The sequence below is a fragment of the Serratia sp. JUb9 genome (assembly GCF_014298095.1).
Lineage (GTDB): Bacteria > Pseudomonadota > Gammaproteobacteria > Enterobacterales > Enterobacteriaceae > Serratia_B > Serratia_B rhizosphaerae.
In genome coordinates this window covers 3,889,827-3,914,688 of sequence record NZ_CP060416.1, presented here as the reverse complement: position 1 = coordinate 3,914,688, position 24,862 = coordinate 3,889,827, and the positions used below count along the sequence as shown (strand labels likewise).

Annotated in this window: 23 protein-coding genes; 14 read left to right on the top strand and 9 right to left on the bottom strand. The window is 58.9% G+C overall.

The features are described 5' to 3' along the window. Positions 1-71 precede the first annotated feature (71 nt). Positions 72-1,463 carry a proline-specific permease ProY gene (gene proY, locus HF675_RS18495; protein ID WP_111737639.1) on the top strand — a complete coding sequence of 464 codons (1,392 nt, stop codon included), beginning with the start codon at positions 72-74 and terminating at the stop codon, positions 1,461-1,463. Between the two features lie 702 nt (positions 1,464-2,165). Here the strand turns inward: proY and HF675_RS18490 are convergent. Together HF675_RS18490 and HF675_RS18485 are read right to left on the bottom strand one after the other, a co-directional pair. Next, positions 2,166-2,423, bottom strand: a complete 258-nt coding sequence (locus tag HF675_RS18490) for a hypothetical protein (protein ID WP_187043548.1) — start codon at positions 2,421-2,423, stop codon at positions 2,166-2,168. A gap of 130 nt (positions 2,424-2,553) precedes the next feature. Then, a complete protein-coding gene (locus tag HF675_RS18485; RefSeq protein ID WP_105229989.1) occupies positions 2,554-3,819 on the bottom strand; it encodes a mechanosensitive ion channel family protein in 1,266 nt (421 codons plus the stop codon). A gap of 242 nt (positions 3,820-4,061) precedes the next feature. Here HF675_RS18485 and malZ point away from each other — a divergent pair, with 242 nt between their 5' ends. After that, positions 4,062-5,882, top strand: a complete 1,821-nt coding sequence (gene malZ / locus HF675_RS18480; RefSeq protein WP_187043547.1) for a maltodextrin glucosidase — start codon at positions 4,062-4,064, stop codon at positions 5,880-5,882. A 37-nt stretch (positions 5,883-5,919) separates the two neighbouring features. On the opposite strand, the gene ggt is transcribed toward malZ, so the two are convergent. From ggt to HF675_RS18465, 3 genes are all read right to left on the bottom strand, one after another. Next, positions 5,920-7,683 carry a gamma-glutamyltransferase gene (gene ggt / locus HF675_RS18475; RefSeq protein ID WP_111737636.1) on the bottom strand — a complete coding sequence of 588 codons (1,764 nt, stop codon included), beginning with the start codon at positions 7,681-7,683 and terminating at the stop codon, positions 5,920-5,922. A gap of 206 nt (positions 7,684-7,889) precedes the next feature. Further along, the gene (locus HF675_RS18470) at positions 7,890-8,492 is read right to left on the bottom strand and encodes a peroxiredoxin C (RefSeq protein ID WP_054305460.1); all 603 of its coding nucleotides are present in this window, start codon (positions 8,490-8,492) and stop codon (positions 7,890-7,892) included. A 253-nt stretch (positions 8,493-8,745) separates the two neighbouring features. After that, positions 8,746-9,327 carry an ACP phosphodiesterase gene (locus HF675_RS18465; protein ID WP_105229992.1) on the bottom strand — a complete coding sequence of 194 codons (582 nt, stop codon included), beginning with the start codon at positions 9,325-9,327 and terminating at the stop codon, positions 8,746-8,748. Between the two features lie 145 nt (positions 9,328-9,472). Here HF675_RS18465 and queA point away from each other — a divergent pair, with 145 nt between their 5' ends. The 5 genes from queA to secF all read left to right on the top strand — a co-directional run bounded on the left by queA (position 9,473) and on the right by secF (position 14,951). Beyond that, the gene (gene queA, locus HF675_RS18460; protein WP_105229993.1) at positions 9,473-10,543 is read left to right on the top strand and encodes a tRNA preQ1(34) S-adenosylmethionine ribosyltransferase-isomerase QueA; all 1,071 of its coding nucleotides are present in this window, start codon (positions 9,473-9,475) and stop codon (positions 10,541-10,543) included. A 71-nt stretch (positions 10,544-10,614) separates the two neighbouring features. After that, positions 10,615-11,739 carry a tRNA guanosine(34) transglycosylase Tgt gene (gene tgt / locus HF675_RS18455; RefSeq protein ID WP_105229994.1) on the top strand — a complete coding sequence of 375 codons (1,125 nt, stop codon included), beginning with the start codon at positions 10,615-10,617 and terminating at the stop codon, positions 11,737-11,739. 28 nt (positions 11,740-11,767) lie between these two features. After that, on the top strand, positions 11,768-12,100 hold the full coding sequence (gene yajC, locus HF675_RS18450) for a preprotein translocase subunit YajC (RefSeq protein WP_004949246.1): 333 nt from the start codon (positions 11,768-11,770) through the stop codon (positions 12,098-12,100). Positions 12,101-12,124: 24 nt separating this feature from the next. After that, positions 12,125-13,972, top strand: a complete 1,848-nt coding sequence (gene secD, locus HF675_RS18445; RefSeq protein ID WP_111737635.1) for a protein translocase subunit SecD — start codon at positions 12,125-12,127, stop codon at positions 13,970-13,972. Between the two features lie 10 nt (positions 13,973-13,982). Next, positions 13,983-14,951, top strand: coding sequence for a protein translocase subunit SecF (gene secF / locus HF675_RS18440; RefSeq protein WP_105229996.1), 969 nt, complete (start codon positions 13,983-13,985; stop codon positions 14,949-14,951). Positions 14,952-15,025: 74 nt separating this feature from the next. Here the strand turns inward: secF and HF675_RS18435 are convergent, their stop codons facing one another. After that, entirely contained in the window at positions 15,026-15,571 is a 546-nt protein-coding gene (locus tag HF675_RS18435; RefSeq protein WP_105229997.1) for a DUF3251 domain-containing protein, read from the bottom strand. A gap of 197 nt (positions 15,572-15,768) precedes the next feature. Here HF675_RS18435 and nrdR point away from each other — a divergent pair, with 197 nt between their 5' ends. From nrdR to pgpA, 6 genes are all read left to right on the top strand, one after another. Continuing rightward, entirely contained in the window at positions 15,769-16,218 is a 450-nt protein-coding gene (nrdR, locus tag HF675_RS18430; RefSeq protein WP_021180191.1) for a transcriptional regulator NrdR, read from the top strand. A gap of 11 nt (positions 16,219-16,229) precedes the next feature. Next, positions 16,230-17,339: a bifunctional diaminohydroxyphosphoribosylaminopyrimidine deaminase/5-amino-6-(5-phosphoribosylamino)uracil reductase RibD gene (gene ribD / locus HF675_RS18425; protein ID WP_187043546.1), complete on the top strand. Its 1,110-nt coding sequence runs from the start codon at positions 16,230-16,232 to the stop codon at positions 17,337-17,339. A 99-nt stretch (positions 17,340-17,438) separates the two neighbouring features. Continuing rightward, complete coding sequence (ribE, locus tag HF675_RS18420; RefSeq protein ID WP_015671170.1) at positions 17,439-17,909, top strand: 6,7-dimethyl-8-ribityllumazine synthase; 471 nt, start codon at positions 17,439-17,441, stop codon at positions 17,907-17,909. Between the two features lie 20 nt (positions 17,910-17,929). Continuing rightward, positions 17,930-18,346 carry a transcription antitermination factor NusB gene (nusB, locus tag HF675_RS18415; protein ID WP_105229999.1) on the top strand — a complete coding sequence of 139 codons (417 nt, stop codon included), beginning with the start codon at positions 17,930-17,932 and terminating at the stop codon, positions 18,344-18,346. Positions 18,347-18,528: 182 nt separating this feature from the next. After that, the gene (gene thiL, locus HF675_RS18410; RefSeq protein ID WP_105230000.1) at positions 18,529-19,506 is read left to right on the top strand and encodes a thiamine-phosphate kinase; all 978 of its coding nucleotides are present in this window, start codon (positions 18,529-18,531) and stop codon (positions 19,504-19,506) included. A 10-nt stretch (positions 19,507-19,516) separates the two neighbouring features. Continuing rightward, the gene (pgpA, locus tag HF675_RS18405; protein ID WP_105230001.1) at positions 19,517-20,011 is read left to right on the top strand and encodes a phosphatidylglycerophosphatase A; all 495 of its coding nucleotides are present in this window, start codon (positions 19,517-19,519) and stop codon (positions 20,009-20,011) included. Positions 20,012-20,047: 36 nt separating this feature from the next. Here the strand turns inward: pgpA and dxs are convergent, their stop codons facing one another. The 3 genes from dxs to xseB form a co-directional block, all read right to left on the bottom strand. Next, positions 20,048-21,913, bottom strand: coding sequence for a 1-deoxy-D-xylulose-5-phosphate synthase (gene dxs / locus HF675_RS18400; protein ID WP_105230002.1), 1,866 nt, complete (start codon positions 21,911-21,913; stop codon positions 20,048-20,050). An 85-nt stretch (positions 21,914-21,998) separates the two neighbouring features. After that, entirely contained in the window at positions 21,999-22,901 is a 903-nt protein-coding gene (ispA, locus tag HF675_RS18395) for a (2E,6E)-farnesyl diphosphate synthase (protein WP_105230003.1), read from the bottom strand. Positions 22,902-22,907: 6 nt separating this feature from the next. Beyond that, the gene (xseB, locus tag HF675_RS18390) at positions 22,908-23,174 is read right to left on the bottom strand and encodes an exodeoxyribonuclease VII small subunit (RefSeq protein ID WP_105230004.1); all 267 of its coding nucleotides are present in this window, start codon (positions 23,172-23,174) and stop codon (positions 22,908-22,910) included. 160 nt (positions 23,175-23,334) lie between these two features. Between xseB and thiI the strand changes: the two genes are divergently transcribed. Next, on the top strand, positions 23,335-24,783 hold the full coding sequence (thiI, locus tag HF675_RS18385; protein ID WP_105230005.1) for a tRNA uracil 4-sulfurtransferase ThiI: 1,449 nt from the start codon (positions 23,335-23,337) through the stop codon (positions 24,781-24,783). Positions 24,784-24,862: the final 79 nt, after the last annotated feature.

Here is a 24,862-nt window from a genome sequence, read left to right as displayed (position 1 = left end):
TCTTCCCGGTCTGATTTTGAGGCCACGGACTTGTCCGTGGCTTTTTTGTGTATAAGAAGACAGGTCTTTAAATGCAACAGGAATCAGTAACACCCGCCGCCAATAAGTTGAAACGTGGCCTCAGCACGCGCCACATCCGCTTTATGGCGCTCGGGTCGGCGATTGGCACCGGGCTGTTCTACGGCTCCGCCGACGCCATTAAAATGGCGGGGCCCAGCGTACTGCTGGCGTATCTGATCGGCGGCGTGATCGCCTTTATCATTATGCGCGCGCTGGGGGAAATGTCGGTCAATAACCCGCAGGCCAGCTCTTTCTCGCGCTATGCGCAGGATTACCTTGGCCCGATGGCCGGCTATATCACCGGCTGGACCTACTGTTTTGAGATTTTGATCGTCGCTATTGCCGACGTGACCGCGTTCGGCATCTATATGGGGGTGTGGTTCCCGGAGGTGCCGCACTGGATTTGGGTGCTGAGCGTGGTGCTGATTATCGGCGCGATCAACCTGATGAGCGTGAAGGTCTTCGGCGAGCTGGAGTTCTGGTTCTCGTTCTTTAAAGTGGCCACCATCATTATCATGATTGCCGCCGGTATCGGCATTATCATCTGGGGCATCGGCAACGGCGGGCAGCCGACCGGCATTCATAACCTGTGGAGTAACGGCGGCTTCTTCAGCCACGGCGTGATGGGCATGATACTGTCGCTGCAGCTGGTGATGTTCGCCTACGGCGGCATTGAAATCATCGGTATTACCGCCGGCGAGGCCAGCGACCCGAAAAAATCGATTCCGAAGGCGATCAACTCGGTGCCGTGGCGCATTCTGGTGTTTTACGTCGGCACGCTGTTCGTGATTATGTCGATTTATCCGTGGAATCAGGTCGGCACCAGCGGCAGTCCGTTTGTTCTGACCTTCCAGCATATGGGCATCACCATTGCGGCCGGTATCCTCAACTTTGTGGTGATTACCGCGTCGCTGTCGGCGATTAACAGCGATGTGTTCGGCGTCGGCCGTATGCTGCACGGTATGGCGGAACAGGGCCACGCGCCGAAAGTATTCAGCAAAGTTTCCAAACGCGGTATCCCGTGGGTGACGGTCGTGGTGATGATGGCGGCGCTGCTGATAGCGGTGTACCTCAATTACATCATGCCGGAAAGCGTGTTCCTGGTGATCGCTTCGCTGGCGACCTTCGCGACCGTGTGGGTGTGGATTATGATCCTGTTCTCGCAGATTGCGTTCCGCCGCAGGCTGAACAAACAGCAGGTGAAAGATCTGGCGTTCCCGCTGCGCGGCGGGGTGTTTACCTCGACGATCGCCATTATCTTCCTGGCCTTTATTATTGGCCTGATTGGCTATTTCCCGACTACCCGCGTGTCGTTGTACGCCGGTCTGGTGTGGGTGGTGGTGCTGCTGGTGGGGTACTGGGTGAAGGTGAACCGCCAGAAGAAGCGTGCGCAGACGGCGTAAGGTTTCCGTTAAGAGGGATTTTGTCAATTTAACGGTGGTTTTCGGTCGTTAAGCCTTCGTAGGTTTATGTGACCCCGGTGACTCGACCGAGTCAGGGGCCGAAGGCGCGGCCCCTGACCACCCGCGCCCTCGCCAGGCCAGGCGGTTGGCTGCGCCAACTGCCCTCACTCATTCTCGGCGCATCACGGCCGGCTGCGACAAGCGTCCCTGCTTGTCTCGCCTAAAACCGCCGTCCATGGCGGTTTTGCCTATGCGCCGTTCCTTCGTTCGGCGCCTTCTATGGCGGTCACCCACCGTGCACATTCCAGCAATGTCTTCGTCTGTAAATTATGAATGTCAAAATCTGAGGTTAACTATCCCGGTAATGGCAGATTCGGGTGTTGACCTTTAGCGCGCATCACGGGCTGCCGAACAAGGAACCTGAGCCAGGGGCAACCGGACAGGGATGTCCGGTTGAGGCGGCACAGGCAGGGATGCCTGTAGAGCCGACCCGCCCGGCGACGGTGACGCCGTGAGGGTACCCGCGAAGCGGGCAGAACGTGCCTAAGCGCGGGCGCGGGTGCAGGGGCCGCGCCCACGGCCCCTGCAATTGCCGTTTATCGTAGTTACAGAGAAATACCGTACGTTTACGGTAATTCCAATCACACTGAGCCTACAGATTGCCGTGCAATAACGATGTCACTAGAGCTTCATTGAATCTTGCTATTTATCTTCAGTATCTCCACGTTCGGCAGCGCGGGTTTCGCCGCGCGTGAGGGGCGTGGGGGATTCCTCGCCTTCACCGGCGTAGCGCGTCAGCGCGTCACGGATATCCCGCATATCGCGGCTTAAGGCGCTCAGCGCCGGCTGTAGCGTGACCTTCAGGTTCCCTTCAACGCGTGCGGCGCTGTGCAGGCAGCCGATAAACAGCAGCGTGCTGAGCAGCGTGAAAAAGCGATGTTTGAGCCGTGTTAAGTGCATGCGTTCTCCCCCGGTGGTTGAGTATTCGCTGCATTAACGCCGTTTTAGCGCGGAAAGAAAAGAGGGGGGAGATATCTGCTGGCAATCAGAGCAGGATAATTACCAGCAGAAATAATTACGTCAGTTTCGGTCAGGAAACGTCGGCCGTCGGGCGGATATCTTTCAACAGGCCGCGCATATCGTTACCGGTCGGCGTCTGATGAATACGCAGGTCGAACTCTTCAATCACCGCATAGATATGGTCGAAAATATCCGACTGGATACTCTCGTACTGCGCCCAGACCGTGGTGTTGGTAAAGGCGTAGATCTCCAGCGGCAGCCCCTCCGGCGTCGGTGCCAGCTGACGCACCATCAGCGTCATATGCTGGTGGATGTGCGGGTGGGCGCGCAGATAGGCTTCCAGATAGGCGCGCAGCGTGCCCAGATTGGTCAGGCGGCGGCCGTTGAGCGGCGAGCTGAGATCCACCTGCGCCTGCTGATTATATTGTTGCAGCTCTTCCGTTTTGTTGTTCAGGTAGTGCTGCAGCAGCGGGTTGCGGTTCAGGCGCTGCTCTTCCTGCTCGGAGAGGAAGTGCACGCTGGTGGTGTCGATATTGATGCTGCGTTTGATGCGACGACCGCCGGATTCCGACATGGAGCGCCAGTTTTTAAACGAATCGGAGATCAGCGCGTAGGTCGGGATGGTGGTGACGGTGTTATCCCAGTTGCGCACTTTGACCGTGGTCAGGCCGATGTCGGTGACCGCGCCGTCGGCGCCGTATTTCGGCATCTCCAGCCAGTCGCCGATTTTCAGCATATCGTTGGCGGACAGCTGGATGCCGGCCACCAGGCCCAGGATCGGATCCTTAAACACCAACATTAGCACCGCGGTCATGGCGCCCAAGCCGCTGAGCAGCAATAGCGGCGATTTACCCATCAACAGCGAGACGATCATAATGCCGATTAACACGGCGGCGATCAGCTTCACGCTCTGGAAAATGCCGCGCAGCGGCAGCTGATTGGCCGCCGGGCTTTCGCGCAGCACCGCCAGCAGGGTATCCAGCAGCGAGAACAGCGTCAGCAGGGCGTAGGCCATGATCCACACCTGCGCGGCGGTGACGATTACCGCCTGGGTCTGAGTGCCGCTGTGCAGCCATAACAGCGCCTGCAGGTTGATGATCACGCCCTGCAGCAGCAGCGCCGCGCGCTGGAACAGTTTGTACTGGGTCAGCGCCTGTTGCCAGACGCGCTGCGACTGCTGGCCGCGGCGCTGAATGGCCGCCAGCACTACGCGGTGCAGGATAAAGTGGATAACCACCGAAATCAGGGCGATCAGCACCAGTACCAGCACCAGCGACATGATGTCGGTAAATTCGATGCCAAACTGATCTAACCATTGAGCAATCCGTTGTTGCATAGCTCCTCCATAAAACGTGTTAACAATAGCCACTAAGCGGATAGGGGCGTAAGCCTATAGCCCGTGCCGCGTAATGTGTACCGGTTTACCAATTTTTACATTAAGTTAGCACGATTTCCTCCTCTCAGCCTCCCGGCTCCTCCCCCGTTTTTATCGCTGACAGATGAGTGACGGGAGCGGGCGGCGTGGCATGGTGGGCGCAATTCACGGTTATTTGCGCTGGCAACAGCGGGAGGAACGTTATGCTGGAAGCCTGGCATCTGCCGGTGCCGCCGTTTGTGGAAAAGAATGGGCAGCAGTTGGATATCACGCTGTGGTTGCAGGCTTCAATGCCGCCTCTGCAGGTATTGCTGCGTGCGGAACCGGATAATGAAGAGTGGCTGCTGCCGATGGCGGCGCAGGCCGTTGACGGTCGGCTGTGCTATCGCGCCAGCCTGACGCTGAATGAAGGAGAGGCGACGCGGCGCTACTGCTTTAAGCTGCTGTGGGCCGACCGCCAGCGCTGGTTCGGCCCGTTAGGCTGGTCGCTGACGCCGCCGGATCAACTGACGCAGTTTGCGCTCGACGAGCCGGACGACGGCCCGGGCTGGGTGGCGGATCGACTGTTTTACCAGATATTCCCCGATCGCTTCGCCAGCAGCGGCGGTGCGCATGGGATACAGAGCGGCAGTTACGTGCATCATGCCGCCGGTACGCCGGTGGAGCGGCGCAGCTGGCAGCAGCCGTTGGACGAACGGCTGGCGGCGTCGACCTTTTACGGCGGCGATCTGGACGGCATTATTATGAAGCTGCCCTATCTGCAGCAGTTGGGCGTCACCGCGCTCTACCTCAATCCGATTTTCACCGCCCCCAGCGTGCATAAATACGATACCGAGGATTACTATCAGGTGGATCCGTACCTGGGCGGCAACGCGGCGCTGCGACGCTTGCGAGTAAGCACTCACAAAATAGGGATGAAACTGCTGCTGGACGGCGTATTTAACCATACCGGCGATTCGCATCCGTGGTTCGACCGCCACCGGCAGGGTGAAGAGGGCGCCTGCCACCACCCGGATTCCCGCTACCGTAACTGGTTTAACTTTTATCCCGACGGCACCGCATTAACCTGGAAAGGCAACGCCAGCCTGCCGAAGCTGAATTACGCCGAGCCGCAGGTAGCGGCGGCGATCTATGGTGATGCCGACAGCGTGGTGCGTCACTGGCTGAAGCCGCCGTACAGCATTGACGGCTGGCGGCTGGACGTGGTGCATATGCTTGGGGAGAACGGCGGCGCCGGCGGTAACCTGCGCCATTTGGCGGGTATCTATCAGGCGGCCAGAGAGGAGAATCCTGCCGCCTATCTGCTGGGCGAACATTTTGGCGATGCGCGCCGCTGGCTGCATGCCGGCGTAGAAGATGCGGCGATGAACTATATGGGCTTTGCCCTGCCGCTACGGGCGTTTCTGGCGGGGGTTGATGTGGCGCGTCATCCTGTCGATTTGGACGCCGCCGCCGTTGCAACATGGATGGACAGCTACCGCGCCGGTCTGCCGCATAACCGCCAGCTGATCATGTTCAATCAGCTCGACAGCCATGACACGCCGCGTTTTTTGACCCTGCTGGGCGGTAATATGGTGCGGATGCGCATGGCGGCGGTGTGGCTGATGAGCTGGATCGGCGTGCCCTGCCTGTATTACGGCGATGAAGTAGGGTTGGACGGCGAGAATGATCCGCTGTGCCGTAAACCGTTTCCCTGGGATGAGAGCCTCTGGGAACGGCCGCTGCTGGCGCTGTTTCAGCGGATGGCGGCACTGCGCAAGCAGAGTCTGGCGCTGCGGCGCGGCGGCTGTCAGGTGCTGTACGCGCAAGGGGAGACGCTGGTGTTTGTACGTACTTACCAGCAGGAGCGCGTGCTGGTGGCGCTGCAGCGCAGCGGCGGTAATCAGGCGGTGCGGCTGGCATATAGCCCGCTGCTGACGCCGGGCGACTGGCGGAGGCTGGAAGGCGAGGGCGAACTGTCGGCGTGCGATGGCGGCCTGTCGCTGCGTCTGGTCGCGGAATCGGCGAGCGTCTGGCGGCTTTAGCGAAAGGAACGGGGGCCGAGCGGCCCCCGGGATGGCATCAGTAGCCGATCGCCGCGCCGGCCGGGCGGCGTACGTCGTTGGCGCCGTACAGATAGCCTTCGCGTACCTTGCCGGAGACCGCCGAGTCATTGCCGGAGTTGGCCGGCGTCACGCCCGCCGCGCCCGGCAGACCGACCAGAATCAGTTCGGCCGCGCCCCATGGCGTCTGCTCCACCATTTTGTAACCCATCTTCTGCAGCAGATTCAGCGTATCCGCGGAGACGCCGCGCTGTTCGTAGTAGACCTCGTCAGGCAGCCACTGGTGGTGAATGCGCGGCGCATCCACCGCCTCCTGCGGCGCCATGCCGTGGTCGATCACGTTAAGCGCGGTCTGCAGCGTGATGGTGATAATGCGCGAACCGCCCGGTGAGCCGAGCACCATAAAGATTTTATTGTCTTTGGTCACCAGCGTCGGGCTCATCGACGATAGTGGGCGCTTACCGGGGGCGATGGCGTTGGCGGTGCCCTGCACCAGCCCATAGAGGTTTTTCTCGCCGACCTTCACGGTAAAGTCATCCATTTCGTCATTGAGGAAGAAACCGGTGCCGGGGGCGATCACCACCGCGCCGAAGCGGCCGTTGACCGTATAGGTGGTTGATACCGCATTGCCGTCATGATCGACGATGGAGTAGTGAGTGGTTTCCGGTTTTTCATGCGGCTCCATGCCGGGCTGCACGTTTTCCGACGGCGTTGCCTTGCCGGGGACGATTTGCTTGCGGATTTGCTCGGCATAGCTTTTGCTGACCAGCCGGTCGATCGGGTTGTTGATAAAGGCCGGGTCGCCGAGATAGGTGTTGCGATCCATATAGGCGTGGCGCATGGCTTCGGTCATGGTGTGGATGGCCGCCGCCGAGTTAAAGCCCATACTTTTCAGATCGTAGCCTTCCAGGATATTCAGCGTTTCGCACAGCGTAACGCCGCCGGAGCTTGGCGGCGGCGATGAGACGAACTTATAGCCGCGGTAGCTGCAGGTAATCGGCGCCGTTTCGGTGACTTTGTAGTTGGCGAAGTCGGCCGCAGTCAGAATACCGCCGCCCTTGCGGGCCGCCGCTTCCACCGCCTGCGGAATTTTACCGTGATAGAAGGCGTCCGGCCCCTGTTTGGCGATGGCTTCCAGCGTATTGGCCAGATCGGCCTGCACCAGACGATCGCCCGGCTGCAGCGCGCTGCCGTCTTTACGCAGGAAGATTTTGGCCGCTTCGGGGTCCTGCTTAAAGCGAGCGACGGTGGTATCGAGGATATCGGTATCGGCGCGCGTCAGCACAAAGCCTTCCCGCGCCAGCTTGATGGCCGGCGCCATCACCTGTTCGCGGCTCAGCTTGCCGTATTTTTTGCGCGCGGTTTCCATGCCCAGCACGGTGCCCGGTACGCCGGCGGCCAGGTAGCCGTACAGGCTGGCGCCTTTTTTCACTTTGCCGTCGGCGTCCAGGTACATATTAGCGCTGGCCGCCGCCGGCGCGGTTTCACGGAAGTTGATAAAGGTATCGGTGCCGTCGGCCAGATGGACGGTCATAAAACCACCGCCGCCGATATTGCCGCAGCAGGGGTTAACCACCGCCTGCGCGTAGCCGACGGCCACGGCGGCATCCACCGCATTACCGCCCATTTTCAGGATGTCGACGCCCACCTGTGAGGCCAGACGTTGCGAGGTGACCACCATACCCTGCCGTGCTTCTACCGCCGGCGTGGAGGCGGCGTGCAGGCTGCCGCTGACCAGCAGCGCCGCCATGGTCAGGGGTTTACTCCATTTATGCAAAAACATTGATATTCCTACCCTGTCAGTTTTTTATTATCAGGCTCTGCAAAGAACAGGCCAGCGGTTACAGCGTAGCGCCATGGCGCGGCACGCGCTGAAAATTGACGGGAGAATGTGAACCAAAACAAGGAAAACGCGGCGGGGTTGCACAACAAAAGGGCATAAAAAAACCGGCCAGCAAGGCTGACCGGTAGATAACGCTAGGGCTGAAATTACAGCTTGGCAGCGTTTTCAGACAGGTATTTAGCAACGCCGTCTGGAGACGCGCCCATACCTTCTTTACCTTTTTCCCACTGAGCCGGGCACACTTCGCCGTGCTCTTCATGGAACTGCAGCGCATCAACGGTGCGGATCATTTCGTCGATGTTACGGCCGATTGGCAGATCGTTAACGATCTGAGAACGCACGATGCCGTCTTTGTCGATCAGGAAAGAACCACGCAGCGCAACGCCCGCTTCCGGGTGCTCGATGCCGTAAGCTTTCTGGATTTCACGCTTAACGTCAGCAACCATTGCGTATTTCACTTCACCGATGCCGCCGTTTTCAACAGGGGTTTTACGCCATGCGTTGTGAACGAACTCGGAGTCGAAGGAAACGCCAACCACTTCTACGCCACGCTTCTGGAACTCTTCATAGCGGTGATCGAAAGCGATCAGCTCTGAAGGGCACACGAAGGTGAAGTCCATTGGCCAGAAGAACAGTACGGCTGGTTTGCCGTTCAGGTGTTTTTTCAGGTTGAAGTTTTCAACGATTTCGCCGTTACCAAGTACGGCAGCTGCGGTGAAGTCAGGGGCTTGACGAGTTACCAGGACCATGATTACTCCTGTAATAGTAGTTAAGGGTTAATGTCTGCCCGAGGAGGTAAACCGCGGGCAAAAACTTGGGCCAGTATAGGGGCCTTGCGTTGGCGAATAAAGGTTAAAAACGCCAATCATTGAGATAGTTTTTATCTATCGATATCAGTAATTAATACAGCGAGCCTTAAAAATAACCTTTTCCGGCAAAAGGGCAAGCGTTAACGGCAAAATTGTTGTCAGGCGGCGTTGTCACGCGCGCTTGCCGGCCCTGCTACAGGCGTTTGGCCTGTGCCTGACGCATCAGTTGAGGATAAAACTGCCAGAACTGTGTTTCAAGCTGATGATAGTGGCGTTCTACGTCGGCGAAAGAGCCGCCCAGCGCCGCCAGCCGCGGTCGCCGACTGGCCATGCCGCGCAGCACCTGAGCGATAAACGGCAGTTCGGCGTAGCGCTCCAGCCAGCGTTCTGACCAGAGGTAATGGTTCAGGGTCTGAAAACGCTCGGGCGTTTGCGCCAGATGAGGAACGATTTGATCGCGCGCCTGGCGGGTAAAATCACTGAGCGGACGCGCCGGCTCGATCTGCCGCCAGTGGCGCGCCAGAAAGTGGTCCCACACCACATCGAGCGTGATGGGCGCCACGCGGCGATAGTCGGCGCCAAAGTAATCGCGGCTCTGTTTAACCTGCGGCAGCGAATCCGTCAGGACGTCAATACGGCGGTGCAGCATAATGCCTTCCGCCACTTCGGGCGCATAGTCCGCCGCCGGGTTGCCGCGTACAAAGTCGGCCAGCAGGTTACCCAGCAGCGAGCTGTCCGCCAGCTGGGCCAAATGGAGATGAGCAAGGAAATTCATCCGGTCACTATACCTTAAAGTGGGTTATCTTGAGGCACCGTTCTGTGCCATAACGACGGCGCGCGGGAAATTCGCCTTATTCCTTGCCGCCTTTCCCCCATGGCTTTAGACTATAGCGCCTATTTTTTTAGCTGAAGTGAATACCATGCGCGTCGCCGATTTTTCCTTTGAACTTCCCGAGTCTTTAATCGCCCGTTACCCGCAGGCGCAGCGTAGCGGCTGCCGCCTGCTGCAGTTGGACGGGCCAAGCGGCGAGCTGACGCACGGCGTGTTCACCGACCTGCTGGATAAATTGGAGGCCGGCGACCTGCTGGTGTTTAACAATACCCGGGTGATCCCGGCGCGCATCTTCGGTCGTAAGGCCAGCGGCGGCAAGATTGAGGTGCTGGTGGAGCGCGTACTGGACGACAGCCGGGTGCTGGCGCACGTGCGCGCCTCGAAGGCGCCGAAACCGGGCGCTGAGTTGCTGCTGGGCGATGACGAAAGCATCGCTGCGACCATGGTGGCGCGTCATGACGCCCTGTTTGAGCTGCGTTTCGACGATGAGCGTGACGTGTTCGCCATTTTGAATGATGTTGGCCATATGCCGCTGCCGCCGTATATCGACCGGCCGGACGAAGACGCCGACCGCGAGCTGTATCAGACCGTCTACAGCGAAAAGCCGGGCGCGGTGGCGGCGCCGACCGCCGGCCTGCACTTTGACGAGCCGCTGCTGGCGGCGTTGCGCGCCAAGGGCGTGGAGATGGCGTTCGTCACCCTGCATGTTGGCGCCGGCACCTTCCAGCCTGTGCGGGTGGACAGCATTGAAGATCACATTATGCATGCCGAGTATGCCGAAGTGCCGCAAGAGGTCGTGGATGCGGTACTGGCCTGTAAAGCGCGCGGCAAACGGGTGATTGCCGTCGGCACCACCTCGGTGCGCTCGCTGGAGAGTGCCGCCGCTGCCAGCAAGGACGCGCTGATTGCGCCGTTCTTCGACGATACCAGCATCTTTATCTATCCGGGGTATCACTATCAGGTGATCGATGCGCTGGTGACCAATTTCCACCTGCCGGAATCGACGCTGATCATGCTGGTTTCCGCCTTTGCCGGCTACCAGAACACTATGCATGCCTATCAGCAGGCGGTGGCCGAGCAATACCGCTTCTTCAGTTACGGCGATGCGATGTTTATCAGCCGTAACCCGCAGGCGGAAAACGAATCCGTCGGCGAGTAAGTTTCCGGGCCGCGCCGGTGCGTGGTCCTGTATTAATGACATCAGACTGTTTCTCTGATGCTGGAGGATAAGTGAAGTACGAATTAGATACTACCGATGGCCGCGCGCGTCGCGGCCGCCTGGTCTTTGAGCGCGGCGTGGTGGAAACGCCGGCCTTTATGCCGGTCGGCACCTACGGCACCGTAAAGGGCATGACGCCGGAAGAAGTGAAAGAGACCGGCGCGCAGATTTTGCTGGGCAACACTTTCCACCTGTGGCTGCGTCCGGGGCAGGAGATCATGAAGCTGCACGGCGACCTGCATGACTTTATGCAGTGGCCCGGCCCGATCCTCACCGACTCCGGCGGTTTCCAGGTGTTCAGCCTGGGGGCGATGCGCAAAATCAAGGAAGAGGGCGTTTACTTCCGTAACCCGATCAACGGCGACAAAGTGTTTCTCAGCCCGGAAAAATCGATGGAAATCCAGTATGACCTGGGTTCTGACATCGTGATGATTTTTGACGAGTGCACGCCGTACCCGGCGGACTGGGATTACGCCAAGCGTTCGATGGAGATGTCGTTGCGCTGGGCGCAGCGCAGCCGTCAGCGTTTTGACGAGCTGAACAATAAAAATGCGCTGTTCGGCATTATTCAGGGCGGCGTTTACGAAGATTTACGTGATGTTTCAGTAAAAGGGCTGGTGGAGATCGGCTTTGATGGTTACGCTGTGGGCGGTTTGGCGGTAGGTGAGCCAAAAGAGGACATGCACCGTATTCTCGAACATGTTTGCCCGCAAATTCCGGAAGATAAGCCTCGCTATCTGATGGGCGTCGGCAAGCCGGAAGACCTGGTGGAAGGCGTGCGTCGCGGCATTGATATGTTTGACTGCGTGATGCCGACGCGTAATGCGCGTAACGGCCATCTGTTCGTGACCGACGGTGTGGTAAAAATCCGCAATGCCAAGCACAAGGATGATACTTCTCCGCTGGACAGCGAGTGTGATTGTTACACCTGTCGCAATTACAGTCGCGCCTACTTGCATCATCTCGACCGTTGCAACGAAATACTCGGTGCCCGTTTGAATACCATTCATAACCTTCGCTTTTACCAGCGTCTGATGGCGGGTTTACGCCAGGCCATCGAAGAGGGTAAATTAGAGGCGTTTGTTGCGGACTTCTACGGTCGGATCGGTAAACCGGTTCCGCCTTTAAATGTTTAATAATTGATAACTTAATGAGGGAATTTCAATGAGCTTTTTCATTTCTGACGCCGTCGCATCCGCAGGAGCTCCGGCTCAGGGAAGCCCGTACTCTCTGATCATTATGCTGGTGGTATTCGGCCTGATCTTCTACTTCATGATCCTGCGCCCGCAGCAAAAGCGCGCCAAAGAGCATAAAAAACTGATGGACTCCATCGGCAAGGGTGATGAAGTGCTGACCACCGGCGGTCTGATCGGTCGCGTTACCAAAGTGGCCGATACCGGCATTATCGCTATTGCGCTGAACGACACCACGGAAGTGATGATCAAGCGTGACTTCGTGGCGGCCGTTCTGCCGAAAGGTACCATGAAGGCCCTGTAATTTTTTTTCCCGAAGGGAATTGCCGTGCTAAACCGTTATCCTTTGTGGAAGTATCTGATGCTGATCGTGGTGATCGCCGTCGGTCTGCTTTATGCGCTTCCCAACATTTATGGTGAGGATCCGGCCGTACAAATCACTGGCGCGCGCGGTGTCGCCGCCAGTGAAACTACGCTGGACCAGGTCCGTACCGTATTAGAAAAAGACCATATCGAGAGCAAGTCGATCGCGCTGGAAGAAGGCGCCATCCTGGCTCGCTTTAAAGATCCTGACGTTCAGCTGCGGGCGCGTGAAGCCCTGATGTCGGCGCTGGGCGATAAGTACGTCGTGGCGCTGAACCTTGCGCCGGCGACGCCGCGCTGGCTGTCCATGCTGGGCGCCGAGCCGATGAAACTGGGCCTTGATTTGCGTGGCGGCGTGCACTTCCTGATGGAAGTTGACATGGATACCGCGCTCAGCAAGCTGCAGGAACAGACCATCGACACCCTGCGCAGCGACCTGCGTGAAAAGGGCATCCCTTACGCGTCTATCCGCAAGCTGGACAACAACGGCGTTGAGGTTCGCTTCCGCGATAACGACGCGCGCGATCGGGCTATCAGCTATATGACGCCGCGTCAGCGCGACTACGTGTTCTCCTCTAACGGCAGCAACGTCATGAAGGTCACCCTGACCGATGCGCGTCTGAGCGAAGCGCGCGAATATGCCGTGCAGCAGAACATCACCATCCTGCGTAACCGCGTCAACCAACTGGGCGTCGCCGAGCCGCTGGTGCAGCGTCAGGGTTCTGACCGCATCGTGGTTGAACTGCCGGGCATCCAGGACACCGCGCGCGCCAAAGAGATTCTGGGCGCTACCGCGACGCTGGAGTTCCGTCTGGTTAACACCAACGTTGACGCCACCGCAGCGGCCAACGGCCGCGTGCCGGGCGATTCGGAAGTGAAGAACACCCGTGAAGGCCAGCCGATCGTGCTGTACAAGCGCGTGATTCTGACCGGTGACCATATCACCGACTCCACCTCGACCATGGACGAGTACAACCAGCCGCAGGTTAACATCTCGCTGGACAGCGCCGGCGGCAACTCGATGTCCAACTTCACCAAGGACAACATCGGCAAGCCGATGGCGACCCTGTTTGTGGAATATAAGGACAGCGGCAAGAAAGACGCCAACGGCCGTGCGGTGCTGGTGAAGCAGGAAGAAGTGATCAACGTGGCGAACATTCAGTCGCGTCTGGGCAACAGCTTCCGCATTACCGGTATCGGCAACCCGAACGAAGCACGTCAGCTGTCGCTGCTGCTGCGTGCTGGTGCGCTGATTGCGCCGATCCAGATCGTGGAAGAGCGTACCATCGGCCCGACCCTGGGGATGCAGAACATCGAACAGGGCCTGGAAGCCTGCCTGTGGGGCCTGGTGGCGTCCATCGTGTTTATGGTGGTGTGGTACCGTAAATTCGGCGTGATTGCGACCAGCGCGCTGGTGGTTAACCTGGTGCTGATTGTCGGTGTGATGTCGCTGTTGCCGGGCGCAACGCTGACCATGCCGGGGATTGCCGGTATCGTTCTGACGCTGGCGGTGGCGGTTGACGCCAACGTACTGATTAACGAACGTATCAAGGAAGAGCTGAAGAACGGGCGTTCCGTTCAGCAGGCGATCCATGAGGGCTATAAAGGCGCGTTCTCCAGTATTATCGACGCCAACATCACGACGCTGATCACCGCGATTATTCTGTACGCAGTGGGCACCGGTTCGATTAAAGGCTTTGCGATTACCACCGCGATCGGCGTGGCGACGTCCATGTTTACCGCGATTGTCGGTACCCGTGCCATCGTCAACCTGCTTTACGGCGGCAAACGCATTAACAAGCTGTCTATCTGAGGAGTGCGTTGTGGCACAGGATTATACTGTTGAGCAACTCAACTACGGCCGTAAAGTCTATGACTTTATGCGCTGGGACTATCTGGCTTTCGGCATCTCGATTGTGGTGCTGATCGCCTCTATCGCCATCATGTCGGTGCGCGGCTTTAACTGGGGACTGGATTTCACCGGCGGTACGGTGATTGAAATCAACCTGGAGCAGCCGGCAAACCTTGACCTGATGCGCGATACGCTGGAAAAGGCCGGGTTCCAGGACCCGGTTATCCAGAACTTCGGCAGCAGCCGCGATGTAATGGTGCGCATGCCGCCGGTTACCGGCAATGCGGGCCAGGAACTGGGCAACAAAGTGATCGGCGTGATCAATGAGTCGGTGGATAAGAATGCGACCGTGAAGCGTATCGAGTTCGTCGGCCCGAGTGTGGGCAGCGAACTGGCGCAGACCGGCGGCATGGCGCTGCTGGTGGCGCTGATCTCGATTCTGATCTACGTCGGTTTCCGCTTTGAATGGCGCCTGGCGGCCGGTGCGGTTATCGCGCTGGCGCACGACGTGGTGATTACCCTCGGCGTGCTGTCGCTGTTCCATATCGAGATTGACCTGACCATCATCGCTTCCCTGATGTCGGTTATCGGTTACTCGCTGAACGACAGCATCGTGGTGTCAGACCGTATTCGTGAGAACTTCCGCAAGATTCGCCGCGGTACGCCTTACGAAATTGTCAACGTGTCGCTGACCCAGACGCTGAGCCGTACGCTGATGACCTCCGGCACCACGCTGGTGGTGGTGCTGATGCTGTATATCTTCGGCGGCGCGATGCTGCATGGCTTCTCGCTGGCGATGCTGATCGGCGTGTCCATCGGTACCATTTCCTCTATCTACGTCGCCTCTGCGCTGGCGTTGAAACTGGGAATGAAACGCGAACACATGCTGCAGCAGAAAGTGGAGAAAGAGGGCGCCGATCAGCCTTCTATCCTGCCTTAATCTGCTGTACGTTCAGCGGAATAAAAGAGCGCCGGTTGGCGCTCTTTTTTTATGCACGGTTGCCGGCGGCTGAGTTAACGGCTTTCGGCGGTGAGCGGCTCAACGCTGTGTAGGCGGATATAGCCCAGCTGTTCCGGGGTGACGTCGCTGAAGCGCAGCTCGAAACTTTGCGTGGTTTTCGCCAGCAGCGAGTCGCCGTTTTGAATCGGCTGGGACAGCGCGCCGGCATTTTGCAACTGGCCGTTGTCATCCAGCCGTCCCCACTCCACCATCGCCTTGAAGGCGGGCAGCGCTTTGCCGGACAGCGTGCGGATATGCAGCACCGCCTGCGAGCCGTTGGCTTCGCTTTTTACCCGATCCAGCGCGACGCTGAGTTCGCCGATATTGCTCTGCAGTCGTGCCGGCGTGTTGGCGGCGGGCAGCAGATAGACGCCGCTGGTCGAACCTTGGTTCAGCTGTTTCTGGCGTTCCAGCGCCGTAGCCTGTTCGGTCAGCGTGGTGACTTTTTGGCTCAGCTCGCCGACCTGGTTGCGCAGGTTCGGCACGTCGCGGTTTTGCGCGCAGCCGGCAAGCAAAATCAGGGCGGTAAGCAGGCAGACTTTAGGATAACTGATTGTCATGGCGGCGATTCCCTATTCAATGACTCCTGTTATCAGCTTAGTCGGAATGTGCCGGAAAGTCATGTTTGACGCAGAGTATCGCCGGGGCGTGAAGCACGTTTCGTCAGTGCGTGGCAACAAATGCCCGGTACCCTTTGTTATGGTGAAAGTTCGGGGTAAACTGTGCGTCATTATGAGAACGCTTATCAGGACCTGTTATGCATTGCCCTTTTTGCGCTGCTGTTGATACCAAAGTGATAGATTCCCGTCTGGTCGGCGATGGATCGCAGGTGCGCCGTCGCCGCCAGTGCCTGGTTTGCAACGAACGTTTTACCACCTTTGAAGTGGCCGAACTGGTCATGCCGCGGGTGATTAAAAGTGATGAAGTCCGCGAGCCATTCAATGAAGACAAGCTGCGTCGCGGCATGCTGAAGGCGTTGGAAAAACGCCCGGTCAGTTCCGATGACGTCGAGAACGCCATCAACCATATCAAATCCCAACTGCGTGCCACCGGCGAACGCGAAGTGCCGACCAAAATGGTCGGCAATCTGGTGATGGACGCGCTGAAAAAGCTCGATAAGGTGGCGTATATCCGCTTTGCCTCGGTGTACCGCAGCTTCGAAGATATCCGCGAGTTCGGCGAAGAGATCGCCAAACTGCAAGACTGACAGGATTGCTGATGCCTAACGATCAACTGTATATGGCGCGCGCGTTTGAACTGGCGCGCCTGGGCCGTTTTACCACGGCGCCGAACCCCAACGTCGGTTGTGTGATCGTGCGCGATGGCAAGATCGTCGGCGAAGGCTACCATTTACGTGCGGGTGAACCGCATGCGGAAGTGCATGCATTGCGTATGGCCGGGGAACTGGCGCGCGGCGCGACCGCCTATGTCACGCTGGAACCCTGCAGCCACCACGGCCGTACGCCGCCGTGCGCCGATGCGCTGATCAATGCCGGCGTCAGCCGCGTGGTGGCGGCGATGCAGGATCCGAACCCGCAGGTGGCGGGGCGCGGTCTGTACCGCCTGCAGCAGGCGGGCATCGACGTCAGCCATGGCCTGATGCTGGCGGAGGCCGAAGCGGTGAACCGCGGTTTCCTCAAACGGATGCGCACCGGTTTTCCCTATGTGCAGCTGAAGCTGGGGGCGTCGCTTGACGGGCGCACAGCGATGGCGTCGGGCGAAAGCCAGTGGATTACCTCGCCGCAGGCGCGCCGTGACGTGCAGCGTCTGCGGGCGGAAAGCGCGGCGATCCTCAGCACCAGCGCCACCGTCCTGGCGGACGACCCTTCGCTGACCGTTCGCTGGGATGAGCTGGACGCCGATACGCAGCGCCGCTACCCGCGTGACAATCTGCGCCAGCCGCTGCGCATTATTCTTGACAGTCAGAACCGCGTCACGCCGCAGCACCGGGTGGTGCAGCAGCCGGGCGCGACCTGGCTGGCGCGGCTGCAGCCTGACCAGCAGGCGTGGCCGGAAGGCGTGGAGCAGCTGACGCTGTCGGCGCACGGTGGCGGTATCGATCTGGTGGTGATGATGATGCAGCTGGCCAAGCGCCAGGTGAACTCCGTCTGGGTCGAGGCCGGCGCGCAGCTGTCCGGCGCGTTGCTGCAGGCCGGGCTGGTGGATGAGCTGATTGTGTACGTTGCGCCGAAGTTGCTCGGCGATAATGCCCGCGGGCTGTGTCACCTGCCTGGCCTGGAACGGCTGGCGGAGGCACCGGAGTTCGTGTTCAGCGACGTGCGGCAGGTCGGTCCCGATTTGCGGTTGCGCCTGACGGCGAAACAGTGATTGCCTGGCGGCTTTGCAAAAAGCGCCGCGCAGGCGGCCAAAGAATATGATAGAATCCGCCCCCCTGCGGGGTATTGAACCCATTTTTAAGGAAAGTCCATGAAAGTTATCGAAGGTGTTGTTGCTACTCCTAATGCTCGTGTGGCGATCGCAATTGCACGTTTTAACAATTTCATCAACGACAGCCTGCTGGAAGGCGCCATCGACGCGCTGAAACGTATTGGCCAGGTTGCAGACGACAATATCACCGTTGTCTGGGTGCCGGGCGCTTACGAGCTGCCGCTGACCGCAAAAGTGCTGGCCAACACCGGCAAATACGATGCCATTATCGCACTGGGCACCGTGATCCGCGGGGGCACCGCGCACTTTGAATATGTGGCGGGCGAAGCCAGCTCCGGCGTGGGCAGCGTGGCGTTGAGCAGCGAGATCCCGGTGACTTTCGGCGTATTGACCACCGAAAGCATTGAACAGGCGATCGAGCGTGCCGGCACCAAAGCGGGCAACAAAGGCGCAGAAGCCGCCCTGACCGCACTTGAAATGATTAATGTTATTAAAGCTGTTAAAGCCTGAATTTAGTTAAGGGGAATTCCGTGAAACCTGCTGCTCGTCGCCGCGCTCGTGAGTGCGCTGTTCAAGCGCTTTACTCTTGGCAGTTGTCTAAAAACGACATTGCCGATGTTGAATTACAGTTCCTGACGGAGCAGGACGTCAAAGACGTTGACGTCGCCTATTTTCGCGAGCTGCTGTCCGGCGTGGCGATGAATGCGGGTACGTTGGACGCGTTGATGACGCCTTACCTGTCTCGCCAGCTGGAAGAGCTGGGCCAGGTGGAAAAAGCCATTCTGCGCGTGGCGCTGTTTGAGCTGAAAATGCGTGAAGATGTCCCTTACAAAGTGGCAATTAACGAAGCGATCGAACTGGCGAAAGTGTTCGGCGCCGAAGATAGTCACAAATTTGTGAACGGCGTGCTGGATAAAGCGGCGCCTCACATCCGCAAGAAAAAATAAATGATGTGGCCGCTCTGCGGCCCATTTTATTTCGGCGTTTGTTCAACACTGTCATTGCACGTTAGGGCATATCTCACGCCCATAAAAATCATTTGCTAACCACGGGCTGCAGGCCCTGGCCGCTGAACATATTGCTGCGAGCCGGCTTGTCAGCACAGCGATTCTTTATTGGAATATTTACCATGGCATGCGGCGAATTTGACCTTATTGCCCGCTATTTTGACCGGTTCAAGAGTTTGCGCCGGGACGTACAGTTGGGCATTGGAGATGACTGCGCACTCCTGACAGTGGCAGAAAAACAGCTTTTAGCCATCAGCACCGATACCCTGGTTGCCGGGGTGCACTTCCTGCCGGATATCGATCCGGGCGATCTCGGTTACAAAGCCCTGGCGGTAAACCTGAGCGATCTGGCCGCCATGGGCGCGGATCCGGCCTGGTTGTCGCTGGCCCTGACGCTGCCAGAGGTGGATGAAGCGTGGCTGAAAGCCTTTAGCGACGCGTTGTTTGAGCAGTTGAATTACTACGGCATGCAGCTGATCGGCGGTGATACTACGCGCGGGCCGCTCAGCATGACCCTGACCATCAACGGCCTGGTGCCAGCGGGGCGGGCTTTGCGCCGCGACGGCGCGCGTATCGGCGACTGGATCTATGTGACCGGTACGCTGGGCGACAGCGCCGCCGGGCTGGCGTTGCTGCAACAGCGGTTGGCGGTGGATGATATGACGGCGCGCGATTATCTGCTGGCCCGTCATCTGCGTCCGCAGCCGCGGGTGTTGCAGGGGCAGGCGTTGCGCGATCTGGCCAGCGCGGCGATCGATATTTCCGATGGTTTAATCTCTGATTTACAGCATCTGTTAACCGCCAGCCAGTGCGGCGCGCGCATCGATCTGGACGAATTGCCGCTGTCGCAGGCGCTGACCGAGCATACCGACAGCGAACAAGCGCTGCGCTGGGCGTTAACCGGCGGTGAAGATTACGAACTGTGCTTCACGGTGCCGGAGATCAACCGCGGTGCGCTGGACGTGGCGCTGAGCCATCTGGGCGCCGACTACACCTGTATTGGTCAGATTGGCCCGGAAGCGGAAGGCGTCAAATTCTTCCGTGATCATGAAGCGGTGGAGCTGCCTTGGCGGGGCTTCGACCATTTCAGCAGCAAATAGGGAAATCCGCGTGGATGAAGCAAAACGCCGGTTGCGCATGAGCAACCCCTGGCATCTGCTGGCGACCGGTTTCGGCAGCGGACTGTCGCCGGTGGTGCCGGGTACGATGGGATCGCTGGCGGCTATTCCGTTCTGGCTGCTGCTGATACAGCTGCCGTGGCAGCTTTATTCGCTGATCGTGATGTTCAGCATCTGTATCGGCGTCTATCTGTGCCACCAGACGGCGAAAGACATGCGCGTGCACGACCACGGCAGTATCGTCTGGGATGAGTTTGTCGGTATGTGGATCACGCTGATGGCGCTGCCAGTGAATGATTGGCGCTGGGTCGCCGTTGGTTTCGTGCTATTTCGCATTCTGGATATGTGGAAGCCCTGGCCGATCCGCTGGTTTGACCGCAATGTGCACGGCGGTATGGGCATTATGATCGACGATATCGTCGCCGGCGTGATCGCCGCAGGGATGATCTACCTGCTGGGGCATCACTGGCCCGTCGCTCTGTTCTGAGATAAAACAAGGGCGCCTTGTGGCGCCCTTTATTGATTATTCAGCCAGCCAGTCTTCTATCTGACGTTGGATACCGGCGGCGTCCAGGCCGAGGTCGCTGCGGATCTCTTCCTGGCTGCCCTGCGGGACAAAGCTGTCCGGCAGGCCGAGATTCAATACCGGCACCAGACGGCGTTTCGCCATCAGCAGCTCGTTTACGCCGCTGCCGGCGCCGCCCATAATGGCGTTTTCTTCCAGCGTGACCAGCAGCTCATGGCTGGCGGCCATCTCCAGCACCAGCTCCTCATCCAGCGGCTTCACGAAGCGCATATCCACCAGCGTGGCGTTTAACGCCTCGGCGGCCAGCTGCGCTTCCGGCATCAGGGTGCCGAAGTTGAGAATGGCAACCTTTTCCCCTTCACGGCGTACGATGCCTTTGCCGATCGGCAGTGACGTCAGCGGTTCCTGAGCGGCGCCGGTACCGCTGCCGCGCGGATAGCGCACCGCGCTCGGGCCGTCCTGATAGTGGTAGCCGGTGTACAGCATCTGGCGGCACTCATTCTCATCGCTTGGCGTCATGATCACCATATTGGGGATGCAGCGCAGGAAAGAGAGATCGAACGCCCCTTGGTGGGTCTGGCCGTCGGCGCCGACGATGCCGCCACGGTCGATGGCGAACAGCACCGGCAGCTTCTGGATCGCCACATCGTGGATCACCTGATCGTAAGCGCGCTGCAGGAAGGTGGAGTAGATGGCCACCACCGGCTTGTAGCCGCCGATCGCCAGGCCGGCGGCAAAGGTGACCGCGTGCTGTTCGGCGATGGCGACGTCAAAATACTGCTGCGGATAGTCGCGTGAGAACTGCACCATGCCGGAGCCTTCGCGCATTGCCGGGGTAATTGCCATCAGCTTGTCGTCTTTGGCGGCGGTTTCACACAGCCACTCGCCGAAGATCTTGGAATAGGTCGGCAGGCCGCCGGCGCTTTTCGGCAGCGTGCCGCTGGCCGGATCGAATTTTGGCACCGCGTGGAAGCTGATCGGGTCTTTTTCTGCCGGGGCATAGCCGCGCCCCTTTTTGGTCATGATATGCAGCAGCTGCGGCCCTTTCAGATCGCGCATGTTCTTCAACGTCGTGGCCAGCGCCTGCACGTCGTGGCCGTCGACCGGGCCGATATAGTTGAAGCCCAGCTCCTCGAACAGCGTGCCCGGCACCACCATCCCTTTGAGATGCTCTTCGGTGCGTTTGACCAGTTCTTTGATCGGCGGCAGGCCGGACAACACCTTCTTGCCGCCCTCGCGCAGCGTGGAGTAGAGCTTGCCGGACAATAGCTGCGCCAGATGGTTATTCAGCGCGCCGACGTTCTCGGAAATCGACATTTCGTTGTCGTTCAGGATCACCAGCATGTCCGGATCGATATCGCCGGCGTGGTTCATGGCTTCGAACGCCATACCGGCGGTGATGGCGCCATCGCCGATCACGCAGACGGTGCGGCGGCCTTTGCCTTCGCGCTCCGCCGCCACCGCCATGCCGAGGCCAGCGCTGATCGAGGTGGAGGAGTGGCCGACGGACAAGACGTCGTATTCACTCTCATCGCGCCACGGGAAAGGGTGCAGGCCATTTTTTTGCCGAATGGTCGAAATGCGGTCGCGGCGTCCGGTCAGAATTTTATGTGGGTAGGCCTGATGGCCGACGTCCCACACCAGATGGTCGAACGGCGTGTGGTAAACGTAGTGCAATGCCACCGTCAGTTCGACGGTACCCAGCCCGGAAGCAAAGTGGCCGCTTGAGCGGCTGACGCTGTCCAGCAGATATTGCCGCAGCTCATCACACAGCTTCGGCAGGCTTTCTTTTGGCAGCGAGCGGAGTTCCTCGGGGTTTTCCGCCAGCGCCAGCGTCGGGTATTTGGCTATATCAAGACTCATTCGATACTCATATCAGAGGTATGCCATCGCGCAACGGCCGCAGCGTCGGGGCCGCGGCGGCGTTAAATGGCGATAACGTCACACGTTAATTGTCGCGTTCAATAATAAAGCTGGCCAACGCGCGCAATGATGCGGTGTTGTATGATTGCGCCGCCAGCGTATCCAGAGCGCTCAAGGCTTCCTGATACAGATCCCGGGCTTTGGCCCTGGCATTGTCCAGGCCCAGCAGCGCGGGATAGGTGCTTTTTCCGTGTTGCTGATCGGCGCCTTGGCGTTTTCCTATTTTTGCAGTGTCGCCGATGACGTCGAGAATGTCATCCTGAACCTGAAACGCCAGGCCGATGGCCGCCGCGTAGCGATCCAGTTCGGCCAGCGCCGCACGCCCCGGCTCGCCCGCCGCCAGCGCGCCCAGACGCACGGCTGAGCGGATCAGCGCACCGGTTTTGTGGCGGTGAATTTGCTCCAGTTCTTCCAGATTAATCTGACGGTCTTCTGCAGCAAGATCCAAGGCCTGACCGCCACACATGCCGGCCACGCCGCTGGCGCCGGCCAGTTCCGACACCATCGCCAGGCGGTCGCGCATTGCGACATCCGGCATCTCGGCGTCGGCCAGAATGGAGAAGGCCAGCGTCTGCAGCGCATCGCCGGCCAGAATCGCACTGGCTTCATCAAATTTGAGGTGGCAGGTAGGCTGGCCACGGCGCAGGTCGTCGTCGTCCATCGCCGGCAGATCGTCATGGATCAAAGAATAGGCGTGGATACATTCTACCGCCGCCGCCGGCGCATCGAGGTTGTCCGACGGCACGCCGAACATCTCGCCGGTGGCATACACCAGGAACGGGCGCAGACGCTTACCGCCCAGCAGGGCGCCATAGCGCATGGCTGCCACCAACCGGCCGTCGTTAAACGGCAGCGGGGCGATAAAGTCCAGCAGGGCGCGATCGGCGCGCTGACGATAGCTTTGTAGCTGGCTGTTGAAGTCAGACATCAATCATTACTCGGCGTTCGGGGTGAAAGGCGTTAATGCGGTATCGTCGTCGTCGCTGTCGTTCAGCAGAATTTGCACGCGCTGTTCCGCCTGCTGCAGTTTTTGCTGACCCTGACGCGCCAGCTGTACGCCGCGCTCAAATTCGCTGAGCGCCTCTTCCAGCGGCAATTCGCCCGCTTCCAGGCGCGTCACAATGCTTTCCAGTTCGGTCAGGGAGTGTTCAAAACTGACATTTTGCTCTGTACTGTCTGATTGTGCGGGTTTTTTCGGCATAATTTTCTTGTTACGTCATCAGGTGAACCGAGGGGCCAGAGCCTATCCTAGCGGATCTTGATTAGCAAATCATGGCGTGCTCGTGTGGTTTTGTGCGCAGAGCTTCATCAGAAAGTGATATACTGCGCCCCGTTAATTTTATCTGACCATAAAGACCGCCATGAAGTTTATCATTAAATTGTTCCCGGAAATCACCATCAAGAGTCAATCTGTGCGCTTGCGCTTCATAAAGATTCTTACCACCAACATTCGTAATGTCCTGAAGCAGTATGATGAAAACCTGGCGGTGGTCCGGCACTGGGACTTTATTGAAGTCCGCGCCAAAGATGAAAACCAGCGTCCGGCGATCGCCGACGCGCTGACGCGCATCCCCGGTATCCACCATATTCTGGAAGTGGAAGACCGCGCCTACACCGATATTCACCATATCTTCGAGCAGACGCTGGAAACCTATCGCGAACGGCTGGAAGGCAAGACCTTCTGCGTGCGCGTGAAGCGCCGCGGCAAGCAGGACTTCAGTTCTCAGGACGTGGAGCGTTACGTCGGCGGCGGCCTGAACCAGCATATAGAGAGCGCACGGGTCAAACTGAACCATCCGCAGGTGACCGTCAATCTTGAGATTGAAGATGACAAACTGATGATGGTGAAAGCGCGCCGCGAAGGTATCGGCGGCTACCCGATCGGTACCCAGGAAGACGTGATGTCGCTGATCTCCGGCGGTTTTGACTCCGGCGTTTCCAGCTATATGCTGATGCGTCGCGGCTGCCGGGTGCACTACTGCTTCTTCAACCTGGGCGGCGCCGCGCATGAGATCGGTGTCAAGCAGGTGGCGCATTATCTGTGGAACCGCTTCGGCAGCTCGCACAAGGTGCGTTTCGTGGCGATCGATTTTGAGCCGGTAGTGGGCGAAATTCTGGAAAAAGTCGACGACGGCCAGATGGGCGTGGTGCTCAAGCGAATGATGGTACGCGCCGCGTCCAAAGTGGCGGAGCGCTATGGCGTGCAGGCGCTGGTTACCGGCGAAGCGCTGGGACAGGTATCCAGCCAGACGCTGACCAACCTGCGTCTGATCGATAACGCGTCGGATACGCTGATCCTGCGTCCGCTGATTTCCCACGATAAAGAGCACATCATCAACGTGGCGCGCCAGATCGGCACCGAAGATTTTGCCAAAACCATGCCGGAATATTGCGGGGTGATCTCCAAGAGCCCGACGGTAAAAGCGGTGAAGGCGAAGATCGAAGAAGAAGAAGGCAACTTCGATTTCGAGATCCTCGAGCGGGTCGTGCGCGAAGCGCGCAACGTGGATATCCGCACCATCGCCAGCGAAACCCAGGAACAGGTCACGGAAGTAGAAACCGTGGCGGCATTCAATGCCGATCAGGTGATTCTGGATATCCGCTCGGTGGACGAACAGGACGAAAAGCCGCTGCAGCTGGAGCAGGTTGAGGTGAAACCGCTGCCGTTCTACAAGCTGGGCACCCAGTTCGGCGATCTGGATCAGAGCAAAACCTACCTGCTATATTGTGAACGCGGCGTGATGAGCCGCCTGCAGGCGCTGTATCTGCTGGAGCAGGGGTATACCAATATTAAAGTGTATCGCCCTTAATCCCCTGAATCTTTCGCGCCTCAGCGTTGTTGGCTGCTGGCGCGCACCCCGGTCACTGACTGATGTCAGCTCCCGGGGA